The following is a 16,828-nucleotide window of genomic DNA, read 5'->3' on the forward strand; positions in this document are numbered from 1 at the left end:
CGACGTACGATGTCCATGAATGGATGCATGTGCATGCGCAGAAAAAAACTGGCCAGGCCTTCACTTTCCGAGACTGCTATGGAAATTAGAAAAGCGCTCAACGTGGATGCGGACGTGATATCTAATCTCCTGAATCAGTTGGGCTACCAGATCTCGCCAAAGCTCATCCAAGAGAAACTTGAAATTTTTGGCTCCAGTACTACCGATGCCGTGCTGGTAGCGCAAGACGGTGACGACATCATTGGGGTCATAAGCTTGCATGTACTTGAACTATTCCATCAGCCAGGCAGGCTCGGACGTATCACCTCATTGGTGGTTGATGATGCCTTCCGAGGACAGGGCGTCGGAGCCATGCTGGTTTCGGCGGCTGACGCTTTTTTTGCAGAGCAACGCTGTATCCGGGCTGAGGTAACCAGCGGCAACAACAGAGTGCAGGCTCATAAGTTTTACCGGCAACAAGGTTATGAGCCCGACGAACGTCGTCTCGTGAAACGGTATGACATTTAGACAGTGACGGCACGGTTCAACGGACATGGTCCCTACGTTACTTGAAGGATGTGTTCATGCCGCCACAGGCAGGCACCTGTTTAACCAGACAAGCAGTATTGGCTTGACGTTTACAATGGTGCTCTACTGGTTCAAGTAACTCACTCGCTTGCGGATCTTTCGATGCTGTCACCTGCCCATATCCCGATTGTGATAGCGACGCGCAATAACCATATCGAACGCATCCATTGGGGATCACTCGCCGTGGTTGATACCTCGGGCGCATCGGTTGCGCAGGTGGGAGCAGCTGACACCTACGTATTTTCACGCTCGACACTGAAGCCTTTTCAAGCGCTGCCTTTGGTCCGGGATGGTGGGCACCAACACTTTGGGTTGTCTGCGGCAGAGCTTGCCATTACCTGTGGCAGCCATTCCGGCGAGGATTTTCATGTCGACGCCGTTACCCGACTGCTTGAAAAAATTGGCAAATCAGAAACTGATCTGCGCTGCGGGTGCCATCTACCGATTCAATACGGTGAACACAACCTTCCACCGTTAGGCAGCGTGTTCGATCAGAGGCATAACAACTGCTCAGGCAAACACGCGGGTTTTCTGGGCTTTTGTTCTTTACACGACCATCACCAAGATTATCTTGAACAAGATCACCCGCTCCAAGTGGACATCCGTCGAGGCGTTGCGCAACTCGCGAAGCTCCCTATAAGCCAGCTATGGTCTGGAACAGATGGTTGCAGCGCGCCGAACTACGGCATGCCACTGTCCCGACTTGCCCTGCTCTGGGCACGTCTTGCGTCTGGCGACTCCAGCATCGACAGTGATTACGATACCGCGCTGTCGTCAATTGCATCCGCAATGGTTTCACACCCAGAAATGGTGTCAGGTACTGGACGCTGTGATCACGCCATCGCTCAAGCATCCAAGGGCGATTGCATTGCCAAAGCCGGCGCGGATGGCGTCTATACAATCGCGGTTCGCAGTCGCGGTTTGGGTATCGCCATTAAGATTGCAGATGGAAGTTCAGGACCACTGTGCACCACCGCCGTCAGCGTATTACTGCAGCTGGGTTTAATTCACGAACATAGGCTTCTAGCGCCTTGGATCGACCCGCCGATAAAGAGCCTGCGGGGTGAGCGCGTTGGTCAATTACAGAGCACATTGAGACTGGCCAAGCTTTGAACGGGTTATCCGCTTAAGGTTTGGGTGGCTGCGAAACAAGGGTCAGCGACTGGCGAACACCTTTTCGGCCTCTGGTCGATGCGTTGCTTGCAGCTGTACTCGCCCGGGGTGGCGGCCGCCATTCTGAGTTTGATCCAGTCGGCGCGACTCAATGGACATGATCTGTATGCGTCCGGCTAAGTCATCTACCCAACCCCGCAACGCCAAGACATGGTGTGCACTTAAATTTAAGTGGGCACTAGCTCTAGCCTTCTAAGCGGGTATCTCATGCGTAAGCGTCCGGTGAAGTCAGGTTTCGATATTTTGGAAATGGTGCATGCGCTGCGGGCTGGTTAGTCATAGCCAGGCGCATTTCCACCTAGCTATGGCTGAATCCTACCTGGTTCGGGGTTTAGACGCGTCATACCGCTACCCTTTAGGTGGGTGCTTGCTGTTCGATCATCCAGTCCGTGAAAGATCTGAGGACCGCTGAAAACGTCTCTGCGGAAGCATCTGGCGCCCTCGCCTGCATCAGGAAATAATCAATTCTATGCTTCATTTTCGGAGCGACTCGTGCAAAGAGTTCTACATAATCCTCAAGTGCGAGAGGCCACGACTGCTCCTGATCCAGACGCAGGATGCTCGTAGACCTGATGAGTTTTCGGGACGCCTCGCGCTGCAATCGACGTAGCTGCACGGTATCAGTCGTACACTCAATCGACGTGGCGTACGTCCTTAGCACCGCAGCGAAATCCCCGTTGATTGCCATCGCGATCTCGCGTGAGGGCTTAAAACTTTGCAATTCGCTGCTACGGTCACTCCCCCAAACACATCGGCAATGATGTTTTAGCCAGTAGCCCCAGCTAAAAAGGTTCGCAGGGGCCAGAGCTTCAGCGCGAGTTCCTACATCAAAATCAATCTTGGTAACTTCTGGGTGCCGTTCTTGTAACTCATGCTTTACACGTTCTAGCTGACTTTTATAAAGGTCAAGTTGACCATTGATCAACAGTGTCACATCGAGGTCTGATTCGCCTGGTCTCGCTTCTCCGCTGGCAACGCTGCCATACAGGTAGATGCTGTCTACTGCCGTCCCGAGTGCCGCTACCAGGGTCGAGCAGACATCTCTGACAACACTCTCAAACTCTGGCTGGATCTGTACAGCTGGAATGGACTTGATGAATCCCTCGGCATCTGTGCCATGACACTTATCCATGAAATTGTCCGGTTGGTTAGCGACTTTAGCGACCGTTAGATGAGCTGGTACCCACTTGCCAGGCAGGAGTTCGGCAATTTCACTTGCCCGCTGCGTGGGTGCGAGTGGGGACGTCCTTCAGGTAGGCATACGGATCATGCCCATTCATGCGTGCAGACTGGATTAAACTCATGATCGCCGCTGCCCGTTTGCCGCTGCGTAGCGATCCGGCAAACAACCAGTTCCAGCGCCCAAGTGCCCACGGGCGGATCTGGTTTTCGACTTGGTTGTTGTCAATCGGTACAGCCCCATCTTCCAAGTAGCGCGTCAGTGCTACCCAGCGTTTAAGACTGTAATCAAGGGCTTTGGCCGTTGCTGATCCGTTAGGCACCAAATCCCGCTGGGCCAGCATCCAGTCGTGGATGCGTTTCGATGATCGGTGCTGCCTTTTCCTGCCGTATTCGCCAGCGACCCTCATCGCTCATGTCCCGCGCTTGCCGTTCCACTTCTCTTCGCAGGGTCGCTACGCAGCGGAAAACGGGCGGCGGCGATCATGAGTTTGATCCAGTCTGCAAGGCTCAACGGTCATGATCCGTATGCTTACTTGAAGGACATTCTCACGCATCTGCCGACGCAATCAGCAAGCGAAATCACCACTTTATTAGCGCACAGATGGTTGACCGTTCTATGTTAGCTTAGCGTACACACCCCAATACCAAAGAATCTCCGTTTGGACTTCATAACCTATTTCCTCATCGGCGGGCATACTGAGACGACTACAATAAGCATTCAGTGTCCGAAGAAGGAGCACATCGATGATTCGTAACGCGTTACCCTGCGACGCAAAGGCTATTGCCCAGGTGCATATCAGCAGTTGGCAAGAAGCGTATCGTGACCTGATGCCTACCGAATACTTGAACTCGTTGGAAGCAACTCCGGCTCAGCGTGAATCATTTTGGATTCGCTCGATTGAATCGGGCGAGTCTAAAGTATTGGTCGCGGAGCTGAACAAGCAGGTCGTCGGCTGGATATCAGTCGGAGCCAGCCGTGACGAAGATGCCGCTGGGGGAAACGCGGGTGAGGTCATGGCCATCTACGTTTTAGCTAGGTATTGGCAAACTGGCGTCGGGCTAGCCTTGTGGAAAGCAGGCCTGCAGTACTTGATGGAGCAAGGATATGAGCGTTTAACTCTTTGGGTCTTGACCCGTAATGAAAGAGCTATCCGATTTTATCGCAGGGCAGGATGTGTTGAGGAAACAGGGAGTGAGCGCAATCTTGAAAGGGGGGGTGTAACACTGGTAGAGGTGAGGTATCGGTTGCCCTTTAGCCAATTAAGTTAGGCAAGATGGGATGCCTGGACGCATACCATGATCCGTATGTTTATTTGAAGGACGTCCTCACGCGACTGCCGACGCAGCGGGCGAGTGAAATTGCGGAGTTGCTGCCGCACAAGTGGGGCCACCCTTGATTACGCCAGACATGTAAGGATACTTTCCATCGCGTTGATGGAATACAAAGGAATACGTCATGGAAAAAACAATCAGACTCGCCGACCAGGCCGATATCAATGCCATTTTTGATATTCGAACAAGTGTTCAGGAAAACCACTTGTCCCATGATCAGTTAGCGGAAATGGGTATTACTCCCGAAACTATACGACAGGCAATTTTAGAGGCTCCATGCGCTTGGGTCGCCGAGGTCGATGGTGTCCCCGTAGGTTTTTCCATGGCTGATGTTGAGGATGGCTGCGTGTTTGCCGCTTTCGTTCTTCCTGAGTTCGAGGGGCACGGATTGGGGCGCAGTCTGATGGACAGAGCAGAAGCTTTCCTATTTCAACACCACCAGACGATATGGCTAGAAACCGCTGAAGCAAGCCGCGCGAGTGGCTTTTATCGAAACCTTGGCTGGCAGCCCATGGAGAATTTACCGGAAGGTGATATTCGCTTTGAAAAGTGCCTGAATAATAACTAAAAAATGTACCGACCGGACGCTTACGCTTAGGTGGGCGTCCGCTTAATCACGCAAGGTGTGTTCGGCGGACGCTTACCGTGCGCGTGAAGTAGCAATCACCGCGCCCGCGATGATGAGTATCGAAGGCACGAGCAGGATGGGCCTGGCGTTAGCTTGGCCCACCAGGATCAGCAGCAGCGTGGAGAACAGCGGTGCCAAATAGGACAGAGCACCGAGACTCGCCAGGTTGCCGTGTTTGGTGGCGTGATCCCAGGCAAAAAAAGCCAAGCCAACCGGCCCCAGACCCAGGCCGATGATTGCCGCCCATTGACCAGAATCGGGGCGAATGGTGGTTTCGAAGGCCAAGTGACAGAGCAGCCCGGCCATGGCTACCAGGCCACAGATACCGCCAATGATGCTACTGGGAACGTTGCTGAAGCGGCGATTGATCACTGAGTAGCTTGACCATACCAGCGCGCAGAGCAAAGCTGCTGCATACCCGGCAATCGGGATGTCGGTGACGGTGGATTGCGCCCCCAGTCGCATGATGAAAGCGGTACCAGCCAGTCCCAGGATCGCGCCCAGCAATTGTCGTTTACGCAGCGGTTGGCCGCCGCAGACGCTTGCCAGTAACACGATCAGGAGTGGCCAGAGATAGGCGATCAGGCTGGCCTCGGCGGGTGGCGCCGCTTTCAGGGCGAAGAAGTACAAGGCGTGATAGGCAAAAATCCCCAGAAAACCTGTGGCCCAGACTTGCCAGGGCTGACGCCAACCGGAAAAGCCCGCCGCGCCGGTCAGGCCAATAACGCCTAGACTGGCCAGGAATGCCACGGCAAAGCTTAAAGCCAGCAATTCAAAAGGAGGAATTCCGGAAGTAAAGGTGGTGAGCAACGCCAGGCATGACCACAGAAACACCGCAACGACCCCGATGGCGGTTGCCGAGCCTGCAGTCCTACCATTTGTGGTCGGTTTGAAAGGTGCCTTGGATTGTGTCATGAGCTCCGCCGGTGAGCGTTTCGGAACAGGGATCATAGAAAGGATGGCTAGGCGGGTATTGGCGGATGCTGCTGGAAATTTGTTCCAGACTGCACATTTTCAGTGGATTCTGGACAACCTCCGAGCAGCTGCCGGGGTCAGGTCACGACTTTTCTTCAAGGCATGGTTCAAGGCACTTTGGTCTGCGTAACCCACTTGGTGGGCGATCTCGGTGATTGACAGTTGGGTGTCGCGCAACAGGTCCATGGCCAGGTTCAGGCGCAAACTGGTGACGTGCACGAACGGTGTGGTCTTCAGATACTGCTCGAAAAGCACGTATAAACGTCGCTCGCTGGTGCCTGCGATTCGGGCGATTTCGGAGGCTGTCAAATGGCTGCCAAGGTTGTTTTCGATATACGTCAATGCCCTAGTCAGGGTGTAGTGCCCAGGGTTGGGAGTATTGCTATGAGACTGCACCAAAGACGACATCAACAAAGTACTCCAGGACCGAGCTACCTCTGATGAGTTATTCAGCAACGGCTCACTGCATGTCGCGTAGTTGAGTAGATGGCGGACCTCAGGTCTTACCGCAAAGAAGCTTTTTTCGCTCAGCTTTTTGATGGTTTCTGCTTCGGGCTTTTGCGTGTAAGACGTAAAGGGCACATCGAGGACCAGGAAAGTGTTGGCGGTCTTGGCGCAAAAGGTATGCGGGGCTCCGGCAGGGATGATTACGCCTTGGCTCCAGTTGACTTCACCGCCACGGCCATCGACTTCTATTTCCATCGAGCCGTATTGAGAAAGCACTATCTGATGATAGTCGTGATCATGTAGCTCCACCTGTCCCGAGTAGGATCGCAAGGCCAGTGAAACCTTCTGTGCATCGGCGTTATGCATCGTACTCTCTCCGTAAGACGACGTACGCATGATGCATGAGTGATTGAACCCAGCACCAGTGCCTGATTTTCACACATTCTCATTATCCGATCGGATAAACGAATAGCGATCGATATCAGACCTAAGCTGCCAACCCTGGCTGTGCCAATAGTGAGCAGCTGCCACATTGGTCTTGAAAACGTCGAGATGACATTTAAGTATTCCGAGTTTCTCAAGACTCGAAAGGCAGCGCCCTACCAACGCATTTGCTATGCCTTGCCGCCGATACCGGGGAAGGACAACCAAATGCTGCAGATATCCTCTGCGACCGTCGTGTCCGCACATGATGCAACCGCAGAGCACGGTGCCGACTTCAGCAACGAAGCTCATACCGGGATTGCGTTCTAAATATTTCGAGGTCGATTCACGAGAGTCGGCATCACGCAAGGAAACGCCCGGGGTACGCCTCATCAGGTCGATGACGGCATCGTAATCGTCCAGGGTCATGACACGGAGGTTGAACATTGGTTGAGCCTTGCTGTGTTGACTGTCTCGCCCTGCAGACTAGCAGAAGCCGCGTAGATATTGCTGCCAGGTGCCCTGCCCGTAAGCGCCCGGCGAAGACATCAGCAAGAAGCTCGATTACACGCCGGGCGGGGTCACCGTCGAGAAGCCTGTGCGTAGACAATACCCAGAGTTAACTTATACCGGCGCGCCAGCCAAATGCCGTCAAAAACGGCGCTTTAATTTTTAGAGTCATATAAAAACATCATCAAGCGATGACTGGTTTAAACACGCTCCCAGCTGTATACAGGATCGTGGTCAGAGTGAAGTCTGCTAACGCATGGGCACACTGATAACGCGGCATTAACGGATGATGATCAGAGAGCTCAGACATGTCGTTATACACGTTATTTATCGCGACCGCGATCAACGTAAATAAAGAACTATCAGTGCAAAGCGGTCTGACGTTGGACGAATGCAAAGCCGCCGCTACGCAAGCACTTCTTAAAGACAGCAATTATGCGAGATGCCGGCCAACTCAGCCTGAGAAGCCAATCGTGTTTGTGAAACTACCAAGCGGCGTCATTCTAGAACTTCACCGTCAGCATGGGGGCTATAGACTGCCTGAAGGCTACACCCCGCAAGACGAAGCCTTCACTGCCGCGTTGCTCGGGACGCCTTCGAGTGGCGTACATAGTCGCGGCCATGGTGCAGAGCGCTCTACCGCTCATGACGCACCAAAGATTGTGGTCGAATTGCAGCCAACCGGAAATGAAACGCCGCGACCACGAATGCCAGGTGATTAAGCGATTGAGTCAGCCGCCCGGCCAACTCTCCACGGGGACGCAACCCTGTCATAGTGTTAAAGACTCAACCGTAAAACACCCTGAGCGATAAACTGTACGAGCTTGCAAACCCCGGTTTTGCAGGGTTTTCCTGACGGTTCTGAGAAACATGCCATGGGAGATGACGACCGTGGTCTTCCCTGTCTCGGCGAAGGATTTGTAAAGCTCATCGGCAACACCTTCAGCCCGACGGTATTCCGTTTTTCGGGGTACTGCTCCCAACGAAATCCCCAGCAACCAAAGAATTCTGTGCAAAGCGAACCATTGCCGTAACCCCATTCTCAGGAAAGGAATCGCGCTTAACCGCAGGTCGTACTCCTGTAACCGAATATCCTGTTGGATACTCGCAGCCCCGAACAACCTGCACGCCGTTGCATAGGCTCTGTTGACCGGGGAAGAAATGACGGTGGCCTCAGACGCTAAAAGTGGCCGAGACAAGTCCGGTTGGCCCAAGAACCCTGCAATTTCATCCTCATCGATAGATGACGTCTGGTTATATTCATCCAAAAGCACTTTAGCCAAGCGTGCACCGCAGCGCTTGTAGTCAATCAGGGGCGAGGCGTGTCGTATTAGGTAAATCACAGAAAATAGTTCCCTTACTTTCCTGAAAATCACTTTCAAATTGCTTATGTATGTACACAGCAACGCCCCTCATCGCGGGGTGTTGCTGCAGGCGATAAAAACAATCTTACCAAAACCCTACCGTATAACTAACAATCAACCGATTCTCATCCAGATCATTCCCAAAATTGGAGCGCGCCGACGCATTGCGCCATTTGACACCCAGCCCCTTCAACGTGCCGTCCTGCACCACATAGGCAATGTCGGTGTTCCTGTAGGTACGCGGTCAGTCATGGTCTTTTCCATGGGAGATTCCTGCGGCAGCAAGCGAAGATGACGGACACGCCTCGTTATTTTTTTGTGAAGGCGTTGTCGTTGGGGATGCGCACGCAGTGGCCTGCGTCGTGGGACGGATTCTTCCCATCGAGGCTTGGCAGCGTCAAACGGGGAAAATGCCAGATCGGGCATAAGAAAATTTGATGCCTTCAATGGTCCGATCTGGAGTAACAATTGCAGCTATAAGAACCACAAGCGCCAAGAGATCCCCATGAACCTGAAATTCCTCGAAACCTTCGTCTGGGTTGCCCGGCTGCAAAGCTTTAGCCTGACCGCCGAGAAAATGTTCAGCACCCAGGCCGCGATCTCCAGCCGGATCGCTTCGCTGGAAGAGGAATTGGGCTTGCGCCTGTTCGTGCGTGACTCACGCGGGGTCTCGCTGACGCCCGAAGGCCTCAAGGTGCTCGACTATGCCGAACAGATGCTTGAGGTCCAGCGTGCATTGAAGCAGTCGCTGGACAACACCAGCCCGCAGCAAGGCCTGGTGCGCATCGGTGTGATGGATACGGTCATCCACACCTGGCTCAGCCCGTTGATGTCGATGCTGATGCAGACCTTTCCCGCCGTGGAAATCGAAATCACCGCCGACGCCGCCCGCAATCTTTGCGAACAGCTGCAAAAGGGTTACCTGGACATCGTGTTCCAGACTGACCCGGTCCGCCACGAAAGCGTGCGCAACCTCAAGCTTGCGCACTATCCCATGTACTGGATCGCCGCCAGTCACTCGATCTATGCCCGGCCCTATGCTTCGCTGATCGAAATGGCCAGTGAGCGCATCATCACGTTCGTCAAACACTCGCGACCTCATCAAGATGTGCTCAATCTGCTGTACGCCCATGGCGTCGGCTCGCCACGGGTCAGTTGCGTCAACTCGGTGTCGGCCATGACCCGGCTGATTCGCGATGGCTTTGGTATTGGCGCCTTGCCGGCGGCGCTGGTGGCCAAGCCCCTGGCCAGCGGCGAGTTGATTCAACTGGAGCCCGGTACTGCCCTGCCCCAGCTTGATGTCGTGGCCTCATGGCGCGCGGGCGTGGGCCTGGAGCTGATCGAGAGCATCGTCCAGATGAGCCGCCAGGTGGTCAGCCAATACGCCCTTGATGTCGGCCCGCAACGCATGGTGGCGGTGCCCGGTTTGAACAGCCAGCCGCCTCTCGAATAACTTTTACTTGTTTGGGGGTACCAATATTCCTTGTTGGACGGCATTGCCACGGCGCTCTAAAAAAGCGCCATGCCCCTTTGGAGATGCCGTGATGAATCAGCCTGCCCTGTCCTTCGAACACCTGCAGCAATGCGCGCCGCTGGCCCTGCGCCAAAGCATTGCCGCCGGGCAGTACCAGGGCCATACCAGCGGCCTGGGCCAGGGTCGGGTGCAAGCCAATATCGTGATGCTGCCCAACGACTGGGCCAACGAGTTCCTGCGTTATTGCACCCTCAACCGTCAGGCTTGTCCGTTGCTGGACGTGACCGAGCCAGGGGATCCGTATTTCCGTAATCTGGGCGCCGCCATCGATATCCGCCATGAAGTACCGCGCTATCGGGTCTATCGCCATGGCGAGTTGAGCGAAGAGCCCCTGGACATCGAACATCTGTGGCAGGACGACATGGTTGCCTTCGCCCTCGGCTGCTCGTTCTCTTTTGAACAACCCCTGCTGGAGGCCGGCATCCACCTCAGGCACATCAATCTGGGGCGCAATGTCGCGATGTTCCGGACCAACATCGACACACGCCCCACCATTCGCCTGTCTGGCAAAATGGTGGTGAGCATGCGGCCGATGAAAGCCGCCGCGGCGATCCAGGCGATTCAGATCACCGGCCGCATGCCCAACGTCCACGGCGCTCCAGTCCACATCGGTGATCCGTCGCTGATCGGCATCGAGTCGCTGGACACGCCCGATTACGGTGATGCCGTACCGGTGGAGGCGGATGAAATCCCGGTATTCTGGGCCTGCGGCGTGACGCCTCAATCGGTGGTCCAGGCCTCACGTCCACCGCTGTGCATCACCCACGCCCCAGGCTGCATGCTGGTGACGGATCTATCGAACAGCGACTTGTGAGCCTCAGACGAGGCCGCTCTCAACCTGATTTGGAATACACGATGAACACAGCTCAGCTATCGATCCAACAGTACATAAACGCCAAAGACAGCAACCGCCCTCATCTGCTGAGCCAGGCTTTTACACCGGACGCCATTCTGGACATGGTTGTGCGTACGGGTTCAATCTCGTTTCCAGGCCACGTTGAAGGCCGTGGGGCCATCGGCGACGTGCTGGTCAGTCGCTTTGGCCAGACCTTCGAAAACGTCTATACGTTTTGCCTGGACACCCCACCGCCATCGAACGCCAACGCCTTCCAGTGCAAATGGCTGGTGGCGATGTCGGACAAACAGGGCGGCCAGGCCCGTGTCGGTTGTGGCCTGTATGACTGGCAGTTCAATCCGGAGTCGAGACTGGTCGAGCGACTGACCATCACCATTGAACACATGAAAACCCTACCGGCAACCGAACTACTGCCGATCATGGCGTGGGTCTCGAGGCTGGACTATCCATGGTGCAGCGCCGAAGCGGCCGTGAGCAACGCGCCGGACTCAGGCGAGCTTCAAGACGTGCTCCAGTACGTGACGGCCGGCGTTCTTTAATCCGGCCTCCGTCGGCACAGAACCTGAGCTTTCAGGCCCTCCATGACCGTTTCAAGGAGCCGCCCCACGTGAATATCAAGTTTCTGGAAACCTTCGTCTGGGTAGCTCGCCTGAGAAGTTTTCGTCTCACGGCAGAAAAGCTGTTCACCACTCAGGCGTCCATTTCCAGCCGGATCGCGGCACTGGAGGACGAAATGGGCGTGCGGCTATTCGTGCGCGACTCCAAAGGTGTGTCGCTGACATCCGAAGGCCAGCGGGTGCTGGAATACGCCGAGCGCATCATGGACACCATGCAAAGCATGAAGGCCGCTATCAAGGACCCACGTCAGGTGCGTGGCCGGATCCGCATCGGGGCGATGGATACGGTGATACACACATGGCTCAGTCCGTTGGTGACACGCCTGATGAAGAATTACCCGGCCCTGGAGATCGAACTGTCGGCCGACACCGCGAGCAACCTGTGTTCCCAGTTGGAAAAAGGCTATCAGGACATCATTTTCCAGACCGATATCCTGCGTCTGGACAGCGTGCGCAATGCACTCCTGACCCGTTATCCGATGCATTGGGTGGTGCGCACCGGCTCGTTCTATGACCGACACTACGCTTCGCTGGAGGATCTTTCCCAGGAGCGCATCGTGACCTTCTCGCGCAACTCGCGACCCCACCAGGACATTCTCAACCTGCTGCACTCGGCCAACATCGTCACCCCACGCATCAACTGTGTGAACTCGGCTTCGGCCATCACCCGCCTGGTTCGCGACGGCTTTGGTATCGGCGCCATGCCGGCGGCACTGGTACAGGGCGAACTGGCCCAAGGCATCTTGAAGCGGGTGGAAGGCGTGCCGCTGCCATCGGTCATGGACATCGTTGCCAGTTGGCGGACCGGCGCGGGAATGGAACGGGTGGAAGACATCGTCAGCCTGGCCCGGGACGTGGTCGGTGAGTTCGTGGCAGAACTGCCTGAGGGGGACAGGTCGGATGCGAGTTAGACCCAGGATTTCTGCGTGTTGTAACTGCTCATCGGTCAGCAAACAGGGTTCCCGAGCCTGCAAAAGCACATGAAAGCCACAGTTACCTCAAAATAAATGCACTTAACCAGCATTAATATGAATTAGTAAGCGAGAGTCACGACCGGCACACTGTGCATCGTTCCTCCCCCAACTTGTTGGAACACTTCAAGGGCTTTCTGGGATTATCCCGTAAGCCCCTTTTTTTGCTCGTTTTTTGGATTTTCGCTTAATGCTTTCTCGCTGGTTCCCCGCGGCTATCAATACCCGTCCCACCGAATGGAGCCGCGCCGCCATCGGCATGGCCCTGGGAACGATGTTCAGTGTCTGGCTCTGTAGCCAGGTCTTCGGCCTCGAGGTGGCGCAACATCTGATTGGCCCTCTCGGGGCTTCGGCCGTGCTGCTCTTTGCGGTGTCATCGGGCGCCCTCGCCCAGCCTTGGTCGATTTTCGGCGGTTACCTGTGCGCGTCGGTCGTGGCATTGCTGGTGGCCCATGTCCTGGGCCGCACCCTCGGCAGCGCGTGCCTGGCCGCCGGCATGGCGCTGGTGTTGATGTGCTGGCTACGCTGCGTGCACCCTCCGGCAGGTGCGGTAGCAGCGACCTTGGTGCTGGCAGACCCCTCCATCATTGCCCTGGACTGGCAGGCCGTTGGCGCTGCCATGCTGGCCGGTTCCGGTCTGCTTATCAGTGCACTGGCCTACAACAACCTGACCCGAGTGCGCTATCCAAAGCGGGCCAGTGAGCCGGTTGCCGTCATACCGGCGGACCATCCCCCCGTTGACCGCCATGCCATCACCAGCGAAGACTTGAAACTGGCCCTGGCGGAAATGGAAGCGTTCTTCGACGTCACCCCAGAAGATCTTGAGCAATTGATCCACGTCAGCGAGCGCAATGCCAGGCGCCGCAGCATCACGGAGGTGCTGTCGGGTCGCGGCTGATCCAGTGGCTGCTATAAATATGCAGAGAGGACCTGCACGTATTCCAGTTGTGCAATGCAAATTTGCACTGTTACGATTCCGGCCAGGTACGCGCTACACAATTTATAAAGAACAATAAAAGCAGGGAGTTAGCGATGACTGCTCAGGTATTATCCCAAGCCACAGGGACCGTCGAAGCCATGGCCTGCGAGGTGTTGGTCGAAGTTCGCAATCATATCGGTCACTTGACCCTGAATCGCCCCGCCGGCCTGAATGCCCTCACCCTGGGCATGGTGCGCAGCTTGCAGCAACAACTGGATACTTGGGCCCTCGATCCACAGATCCGTGCGGTGGTCCTGCGCGGTGCAGGCGACAAGGCATTTTGTGCTGGCGGCGATATCCGCTCGCTGTACGACAGCCACAAGCAAGGCGACACCCTGCATAAAGATTTCTTTGTCGAGGAGTACGCCCTCGACCTGACTATTCACCACTACCGCAAACCGATCCTCGCCCTGATGGATGGCTTCGTCCTGGGCGGCGGCATGGGGTTGGTGCAAGGCGCCGACCTGCGGGTGGTCACCGAGCGTAGCCGCCTGGGCATGCCGGAAGTCGCCATCGGTTACTTCCCGGACGTGGGCGGCAGCTATTTCCTGCCGCGTATTGCGGGTGAACTGGGTATCTACCTGGGGGTCAGTGGTGTCCAGGTTCGTGCCGCCGACGCGCTGTATTGCGGCTTGGCCGACTGGTACCTGGACAGCCACAAACTCCAACAGCTCGACGAGCGGCTTGATCGGCTGGAGTGGCATGGCACACCGCTCAAGGTCCTGCAAAGCCTGCTGGCGAAACTCGCCGTGCAGCAACTGCCCGCCCCGCCTCTGGCCGACCTGCGTCCGGCCATCGATCACTTCTTTGCTCTTCCCGATGTGCCGAGCATGGTCGAGCAACTGCGTCAGGTCACGGTCGCCAACAGCCATGGTTGGGCCTTGAAAACTGCCGAGCTGCTGGAAAGCCGTTCGCCCCTGGCGATGGCCGTGACCTTGAAAATGCTGCGTCGTGGACGGCATCTGAGCCTGGAGAGCTGTTTTGCCCTAGAGCTGCACCTGGACCGGCAATGGTTCGAGCGCGGTGACCTGATCGAAGGCGTGCGCGCCTTGCTGATCGATAAAGACAAGAACCCGCGTTGGAACCCGCCGACCCTGGAGGCGCTCGACGCCCGCCACGTGGCGAGTTTCTTCGACGGCTTCGACGACCACGGGAACTGAGCCATGCACGACATCGAACTGACCGAAGAACAAGTGATGATCCGCGACATGGCCCGGGACTTTGCCCGTGGCGAAATCGCGCCCCATGCCCAGGCCTGGGAGAAAGCCGGGTGGATTGACGACGGCCTGGTGTCGAAGATGGGCGAACTGGGCTTGCTGGGCATGGTGGTGCCCGAAGAATGGGGCGGTACCTACGTCGATTACGTGGCCTATGCCCTGGCAGTGGAGGAAATCTCCGCGGGCGATGGCGCCACCGGGGCGCTGATGAGTATCCACAACTCGGTGGGTTGCGGGCCTGTCCTCAACTTCGGCACCGATGAACAAAAGCAAACCTGGTTGGCCGACCTGGCCAGCGGCCAAGCCATTGGCTGCTTCTGCCTGACCGAACCCCAGGCCGGCTCCGAGGCCCACAACCTGCGCACCCGCGCCGAACTGCGGGACGGCCAGTGGATCATCAACGGCGCCAAGCAGTTCGTCAGCAACGGCAAGCGGGCGAAACTGGCGATTGTCTTCGCCGTGACGGACCCTGAGCTGGGCAAAAAAGGGATTTCGGCGTTCCTGGTGCCGACCAATACACCGGGTTTTATCGTCGATCGCACCGAACACAAAATGGGCATCCGCGCCTCGGACACCTGCGCCGTCACGCTGAGCAACTGCACCATCCCCGAGGCCAACCTGCTGGGCGCCCGGGGCAAAGGCCTGGCGATCGCCCTCTCCAACCTCGAGGGCGGCCGCATCGGTATCGCGGCGCAAGCCCTGGGCATCGCCCGCGCGGCGTTTGAAGCGGCCCTGGCTTATTCACGGGATCGGGTGCAGTTCGACAAACCGATCATCGAACACCAGAGCATCGCCAACCTGCTGGCCGACATGCACACCCGCCTGAACGCCGCCCGCTTGCTGATCCTCCACGCCGCGCGGTTACGCAGCGCCGGTAAACCGTGCCTGTCGGAAGCTTCCCAGGCCAAGCTGTTCGCCTCGGAAATGGCCGAGAAGGTCTGTTCCTCAGCGATACAGATCCATGGTGGGTATGGGTATCTCGAGGATTATCCCGTGGAGCGCTACTACCGCGACGCGCGGATTACCCAGATCTATGAAGGGTCGAGCGAAATACAGCGGATGGTCATCGCCCGGGAGCTGAAGCACTACTTGGTGTAATGGCTGAAAAGCATCGCGAGCAGGCTCGCTCCCACAGGGTCCGGTGGTGTACTCAAATATCAGGTACACCGCAGGTCCAATGTGGGAGCGAGCCTGCTCGCGATGGCGTCAGTGAGGACGCCGTGTTACTTGTCCTGGAACTGCGGCGTCCGCTTGGCCACGAACGCCGCCATCCCTTCTTTCTGATCCAGCGTCGCAAACGCGGCATGGAATACCCGGCGCTCGAAACGTACGCCTTCGGACAGGCTGACCTCAAAGGCGCGGTTGACGCTTTCCTTGACCATCATGCTGATGGGCACTGACTTGGACGCGATCACGGCGGCGGTTTTCAGCGCGTCATCCAGCAGTTCATCGGCCGGCACGATTCGCGCAACGATGCCACAACGCTCGGCTTCCACCGCATCGATAAAACGCCCGGTCAGGCACATTTCCATGGCCTTGGCCTTGCCCACCGCACGAGTCAGGCGCTGGGTGCCGCCCATACCCGGCAACACGCCTAGATTGACTTCCGGCTGGCCGAACTTGGCGTTATCGCCCGCCAGGATAAAGTCGCACATCAGCGCCAGCTCACAACCACCGCCCAAGGCAAAGCCGTTCACCGCCGCGATGATCGGTTTGCGACGGTTCGCCACCCGGTCGCTGTCGCTGAACAGGTCGTCGAGGTAGATCTGCGGGTAGGTCAGCTCGGCCATTTCCTTGATGTCGGCGCCGGCGGCGAAGGCTTTTTTCGAGCCGGTCAGCACAATGCAGCCGATCTTCGGGTCAGCTTCCAGGCTATCGAGCGCGTGGTTCAACTCGCTGATGATCTGCGCATTCAAGGCATTCAACGCTTGGGGACGGTTGAGCGTGATCAGGCCAACGCGGTCCTTGATCTCCAATAAAATCGTTTCGTAGCTCATGTATGACTCCTGTTTAAGCCCTGTATTTGGCTCGATGTCCTGTAGGAGTTGCCGCA

Annotated in this window: 18 protein-coding genes and 4 pseudogenes; 14 read left to right on the top strand and 8 right to left on the bottom strand. The window is 56.6% G+C overall.

The window, feature by feature from the left end:
• Nucleotides 1–33 precede the first annotated feature (33 nt).
• Complete coding sequence (locus ACA047_RS15350) at nucleotides 34–507, top strand: GNAT family N-acetyltransferase (protein ID WP_497350606.1); 474 nt, start codon at nucleotides 34–36, stop codon at nucleotides 505–507.
• Nucleotides 508–669: 162 nt separating this feature from the next.
• Nucleotides 670–1,680, top strand: a complete 1,011-nt coding sequence (locus ACA047_RS15355; RefSeq protein ID WP_497350608.1) for an asparaginase — start codon at nucleotides 670–672, stop codon at nucleotides 1,678–1,680.
• A gap of 415 nt (nucleotides 1,681–2,095) precedes the next feature.
• Here ACA047_RS15355 and ACA047_RS15360 read toward each other — a convergent pair whose 3' ends face one another.
• Both ACA047_RS15360 and ACA047_RS15365 read right to left on the bottom strand, forming a co-directional pair.
• Nucleotides 2,096–2,872 (bottom strand): nucleotidyltransferase domain-containing protein, encoded by a 777-nt coding sequence (locus tag ACA047_RS15360; RefSeq protein WP_497360374.1) that lies wholly within the window; start codon nucleotides 2,870–2,872, stop codon nucleotides 2,096–2,098.
• Nucleotides 2,873–2,917: 45 nt separating this feature from the next.
• Nucleotides 2,918–3,360, bottom strand: a pseudogene (locus ACA047_RS15365) (IS66 family transposase); the annotation flags it as partial.
• Between ACA047_RS15365 and ACA047_RS15370 the strand changes: the two are divergent.
• From ACA047_RS15370 to ACA047_RS15385, 4 genes and pseudogenes are all read left to right on the top strand, one after another.
• Nucleotides 3,360–3,545 (top strand): annotated as a pseudogene (locus ACA047_RS15370) (transposase domain-containing protein); the annotation flags it as partial. The pseudogenes ACA047_RS15365 and ACA047_RS15370 overlap by 1 nt on opposite strands.
• A 121-nt stretch (nucleotides 3,546–3,666) precedes the next feature.
• Entirely contained in the window at nucleotides 3,667–4,191 is a 525-nt protein-coding gene (locus ACA047_RS15375; RefSeq protein ID WP_497350610.1) for a GNAT family N-acetyltransferase, read from the top strand.
• 26 nt (nucleotides 4,192–4,217) lie between these two features.
• Nucleotides 4,218–4,319, top strand: a pseudogene (locus ACA047_RS15380) (transposase domain-containing protein); the annotation flags it as partial.
• A gap of 59 nt (nucleotides 4,320–4,378) precedes the next feature.
• A complete protein-coding gene (locus ACA047_RS15385; protein WP_497350612.1) occupies nucleotides 4,379–4,822 on the top strand; it encodes a GNAT family N-acetyltransferase in 444 nt (147 codons plus the stop codon).
• A gap of 72 nt (nucleotides 4,823–4,894) precedes the next feature.
• On the opposite strand, the gene yddG is transcribed toward ACA047_RS15385, so the two are convergent.
• The 3 genes from yddG to ACA047_RS15400 all read right to left on the bottom strand — a co-directional run bounded on the left by yddG (nucleotide 4,895) and on the right by ACA047_RS15400 (nucleotide 7,174).
• Entirely contained in the window at nucleotides 4,895–5,797 is a 903-nt protein-coding gene (yddG, locus tag ACA047_RS15390; protein WP_497350614.1) for an aromatic amino acid exporter YddG, read from the bottom strand.
• 99 nt (nucleotides 5,798–5,896) lie between these two features.
• Nucleotides 5,897–6,670, bottom strand: coding sequence for a helix-turn-helix domain-containing protein (locus ACA047_RS15395; protein WP_497350616.1), 774 nt, complete (start codon nucleotides 6,668–6,670; stop codon nucleotides 5,897–5,899).
• 69 nt (nucleotides 6,671–6,739) lie between these two features.
• Nucleotides 6,740–7,174: a GNAT family N-acetyltransferase gene (locus ACA047_RS15400; RefSeq protein WP_497350618.1), complete on the bottom strand. Its 435-nt coding sequence runs from the start codon at nucleotides 7,172–7,174 to the stop codon at nucleotides 6,740–6,742.
• A gap of 371 nt (nucleotides 7,175–7,545) precedes the next feature.
• Here ACA047_RS15400 and ACA047_RS15405 point away from each other — a divergent pair, with 371 nt between their 5' ends.
• A complete protein-coding gene (locus tag ACA047_RS15405; protein ID WP_497350620.1) occupies nucleotides 7,546–7,959 on the top strand; it encodes a hypothetical protein in 414 nt (137 codons plus the stop codon).
• A gap of 48 nt (nucleotides 7,960–8,007) precedes the next feature.
• Here the strand turns inward: ACA047_RS15405 and ACA047_RS15410 are convergent, their stop codons facing one another.
• On the bottom strand, nucleotides 8,008–8,520 hold the full coding sequence (locus tag ACA047_RS15410) for a histidine phosphatase family protein (protein WP_497350622.1): 513 nt from the start codon (nucleotides 8,518–8,520) through the stop codon (nucleotides 8,008–8,010).
• Between the two features lie 166 nt (nucleotides 8,521–8,686).
• A pseudogene (locus ACA047_RS15415) lies at nucleotides 8,687–8,833 on the bottom strand (OprD family outer membrane porin); the annotation flags it as partial.
• Between the two features lie 273 nt (nucleotides 8,834–9,106).
• Between ACA047_RS15415 and ACA047_RS15420 the strand changes: the two are divergent.
• From ACA047_RS15420 to ACA047_RS15450, 7 genes are all read left to right on the top strand, one after another.
• The gene (locus ACA047_RS15420) at nucleotides 9,107–10,054 is read left to right on the top strand and encodes a LysR family transcriptional regulator (RefSeq protein WP_497350624.1); all 948 of its coding nucleotides are present in this window, start codon (nucleotides 9,107–9,109) and stop codon (nucleotides 10,052–10,054) included.
• 91 nt (nucleotides 10,055–10,145) lie between these two features.
• A complete protein-coding gene (locus tag ACA047_RS15425; RefSeq protein WP_497350626.1) occupies nucleotides 10,146–10,949 on the top strand; it encodes a putative hydro-lyase in 804 nt (267 codons plus the stop codon).
• A 41-nt stretch (nucleotides 10,950–10,990) separates the two neighbouring features.
• The gene (locus ACA047_RS15430) at nucleotides 10,991–11,530 is read left to right on the top strand and encodes a hypothetical protein (RefSeq protein WP_497350628.1); all 540 of its coding nucleotides are present in this window, start codon (nucleotides 10,991–10,993) and stop codon (nucleotides 11,528–11,530) included.
• A gap of 68 nt (nucleotides 11,531–11,598) precedes the next feature.
• Nucleotides 11,599–12,519: a LysR family transcriptional regulator gene (locus ACA047_RS15435; protein WP_497350630.1), complete on the top strand. Its 921-nt coding sequence runs from the start codon at nucleotides 11,599–11,601 to the stop codon at nucleotides 12,517–12,519.
• 250 nt (nucleotides 12,520–12,769) lie between these two features.
• Nucleotides 12,770–13,477: an HPP family protein gene (locus ACA047_RS15440; protein WP_497350632.1), complete on the top strand. Its 708-nt coding sequence runs from the start codon at nucleotides 12,770–12,772 to the stop codon at nucleotides 13,475–13,477.
• A gap of 134 nt (nucleotides 13,478–13,611) precedes the next feature.
• Complete coding sequence (locus ACA047_RS15445; protein ID WP_497350634.1) at nucleotides 13,612–14,718, top strand: enoyl-CoA hydratase/isomerase family protein; 1,107 nt, start codon at nucleotides 13,612–13,614, stop codon at nucleotides 14,716–14,718.
• Nucleotides 14,719–14,721: 3 nt separating this feature from the next.
• Nucleotides 14,722–15,873, top strand: coding sequence for an acyl-CoA dehydrogenase family protein (locus ACA047_RS15450; protein WP_497350636.1), 1,152 nt, complete (start codon nucleotides 14,722–14,724; stop codon nucleotides 15,871–15,873).
• Between the two features lie 125 nt (nucleotides 15,874–15,998).
• On the opposite strand, the gene ACA047_RS15455 is transcribed toward ACA047_RS15450, so the two are convergent.
• Complete coding sequence (locus ACA047_RS15455) at nucleotides 15,999–16,772, bottom strand: enoyl-CoA hydratase (protein WP_497350638.1); 774 nt, start codon at nucleotides 16,770–16,772, stop codon at nucleotides 15,999–16,001.
• Nucleotides 16,773–16,828 lie beyond the last annotated feature (56 nt).

This window comes from Pseudomonas sp. LBUM1664, from assembly GCF_059695895.1.

Bases quoted from the DNA above. Each gene is read 5' to 3' on its own strand.
- ACA047_RS15350 (WP_497350606.1), top strand. From the start codon at position 34: ATGCGCAGAAAAAAACTGGCCAGGCCTTCACTTTCCGAGACTGCTATG.
- ACA047_RS15355 (WP_497350608.1), top strand. From the start codon at position 670: ATGCTGTCACCTGCCCATATCCCGATTGTGATAGCGACGCGCAATAAC.
- ACA047_RS15360 (WP_497360374.1), bottom strand. From the start codon at position 2,872: ATGGATAAGTGTCATGGCACAGATGCCGAGGGATTCATCAAGTCCATT.
- ACA047_RS15375 (WP_497350610.1), top strand. From the start codon at position 3,667: ATGATTCGTAACGCGTTACCCTGCGACGCAAAGGCTATTGCCCAGGTG.
- ACA047_RS15385 (WP_497350612.1), top strand. From the start codon at position 4,379: ATGGAAAAAACAATCAGACTCGCCGACCAGGCCGATATCAATGCCATT.
- yddG (WP_497350614.1), bottom strand. From the start codon at position 5,797: ATGACACAATCCAAGGCACCTTTCAAACCGACCACAAATGGTAGGACT.
- ACA047_RS15395 (WP_497350616.1), bottom strand. From the start codon at position 6,670: ATGCATAACGCCGATGCACAGAAGGTTTCACTGGCCTTGCGATCCTAC.
- ACA047_RS15400 (WP_497350618.1), bottom strand. From the start codon at position 7,174: ATGTTCAACCTCCGTGTCATGACCCTGGACGATTACGATGCCGTCATC.
- ACA047_RS15405 (WP_497350620.1), top strand. From the start codon at position 7,546: ATGTCGTTATACACGTTATTTATCGCGACCGCGATCAACGTAAATAAA.
- ACA047_RS15420 (WP_497350624.1), top strand. From the start codon at position 9,107: ATGAACCTGAAATTCCTCGAAACCTTCGTCTGGGTTGCCCGGCTGCAA.
- ACA047_RS15425 (WP_497350626.1), top strand. From the start codon at position 10,146: ATGAATCAGCCTGCCCTGTCCTTCGAACACCTGCAGCAATGCGCGCCG.
- ACA047_RS15430 (WP_497350628.1), top strand. From the start codon at position 10,991: ATGAACACAGCTCAGCTATCGATCCAACAGTACATAAACGCCAAAGAC.
- ACA047_RS15440 (WP_497350632.1), top strand. From the start codon at position 12,770: ATGCTTTCTCGCTGGTTCCCCGCGGCTATCAATACCCGTCCCACCGAA.
- ACA047_RS15445 (WP_497350634.1), top strand. From the start codon at position 13,612: ATGACTGCTCAGGTATTATCCCAAGCCACAGGGACCGTCGAAGCCATG.
- ACA047_RS15450 (WP_497350636.1), top strand. From the start codon at position 14,722: ATGCACGACATCGAACTGACCGAAGAACAAGTGATGATCCGCGACATG.
- ACA047_RS15455 (WP_497350638.1), bottom strand. From the start codon at position 16,772: ATGAGCTACGAAACGATTTTATTGGAGATCAAGGACCGCGTTGGCCTG.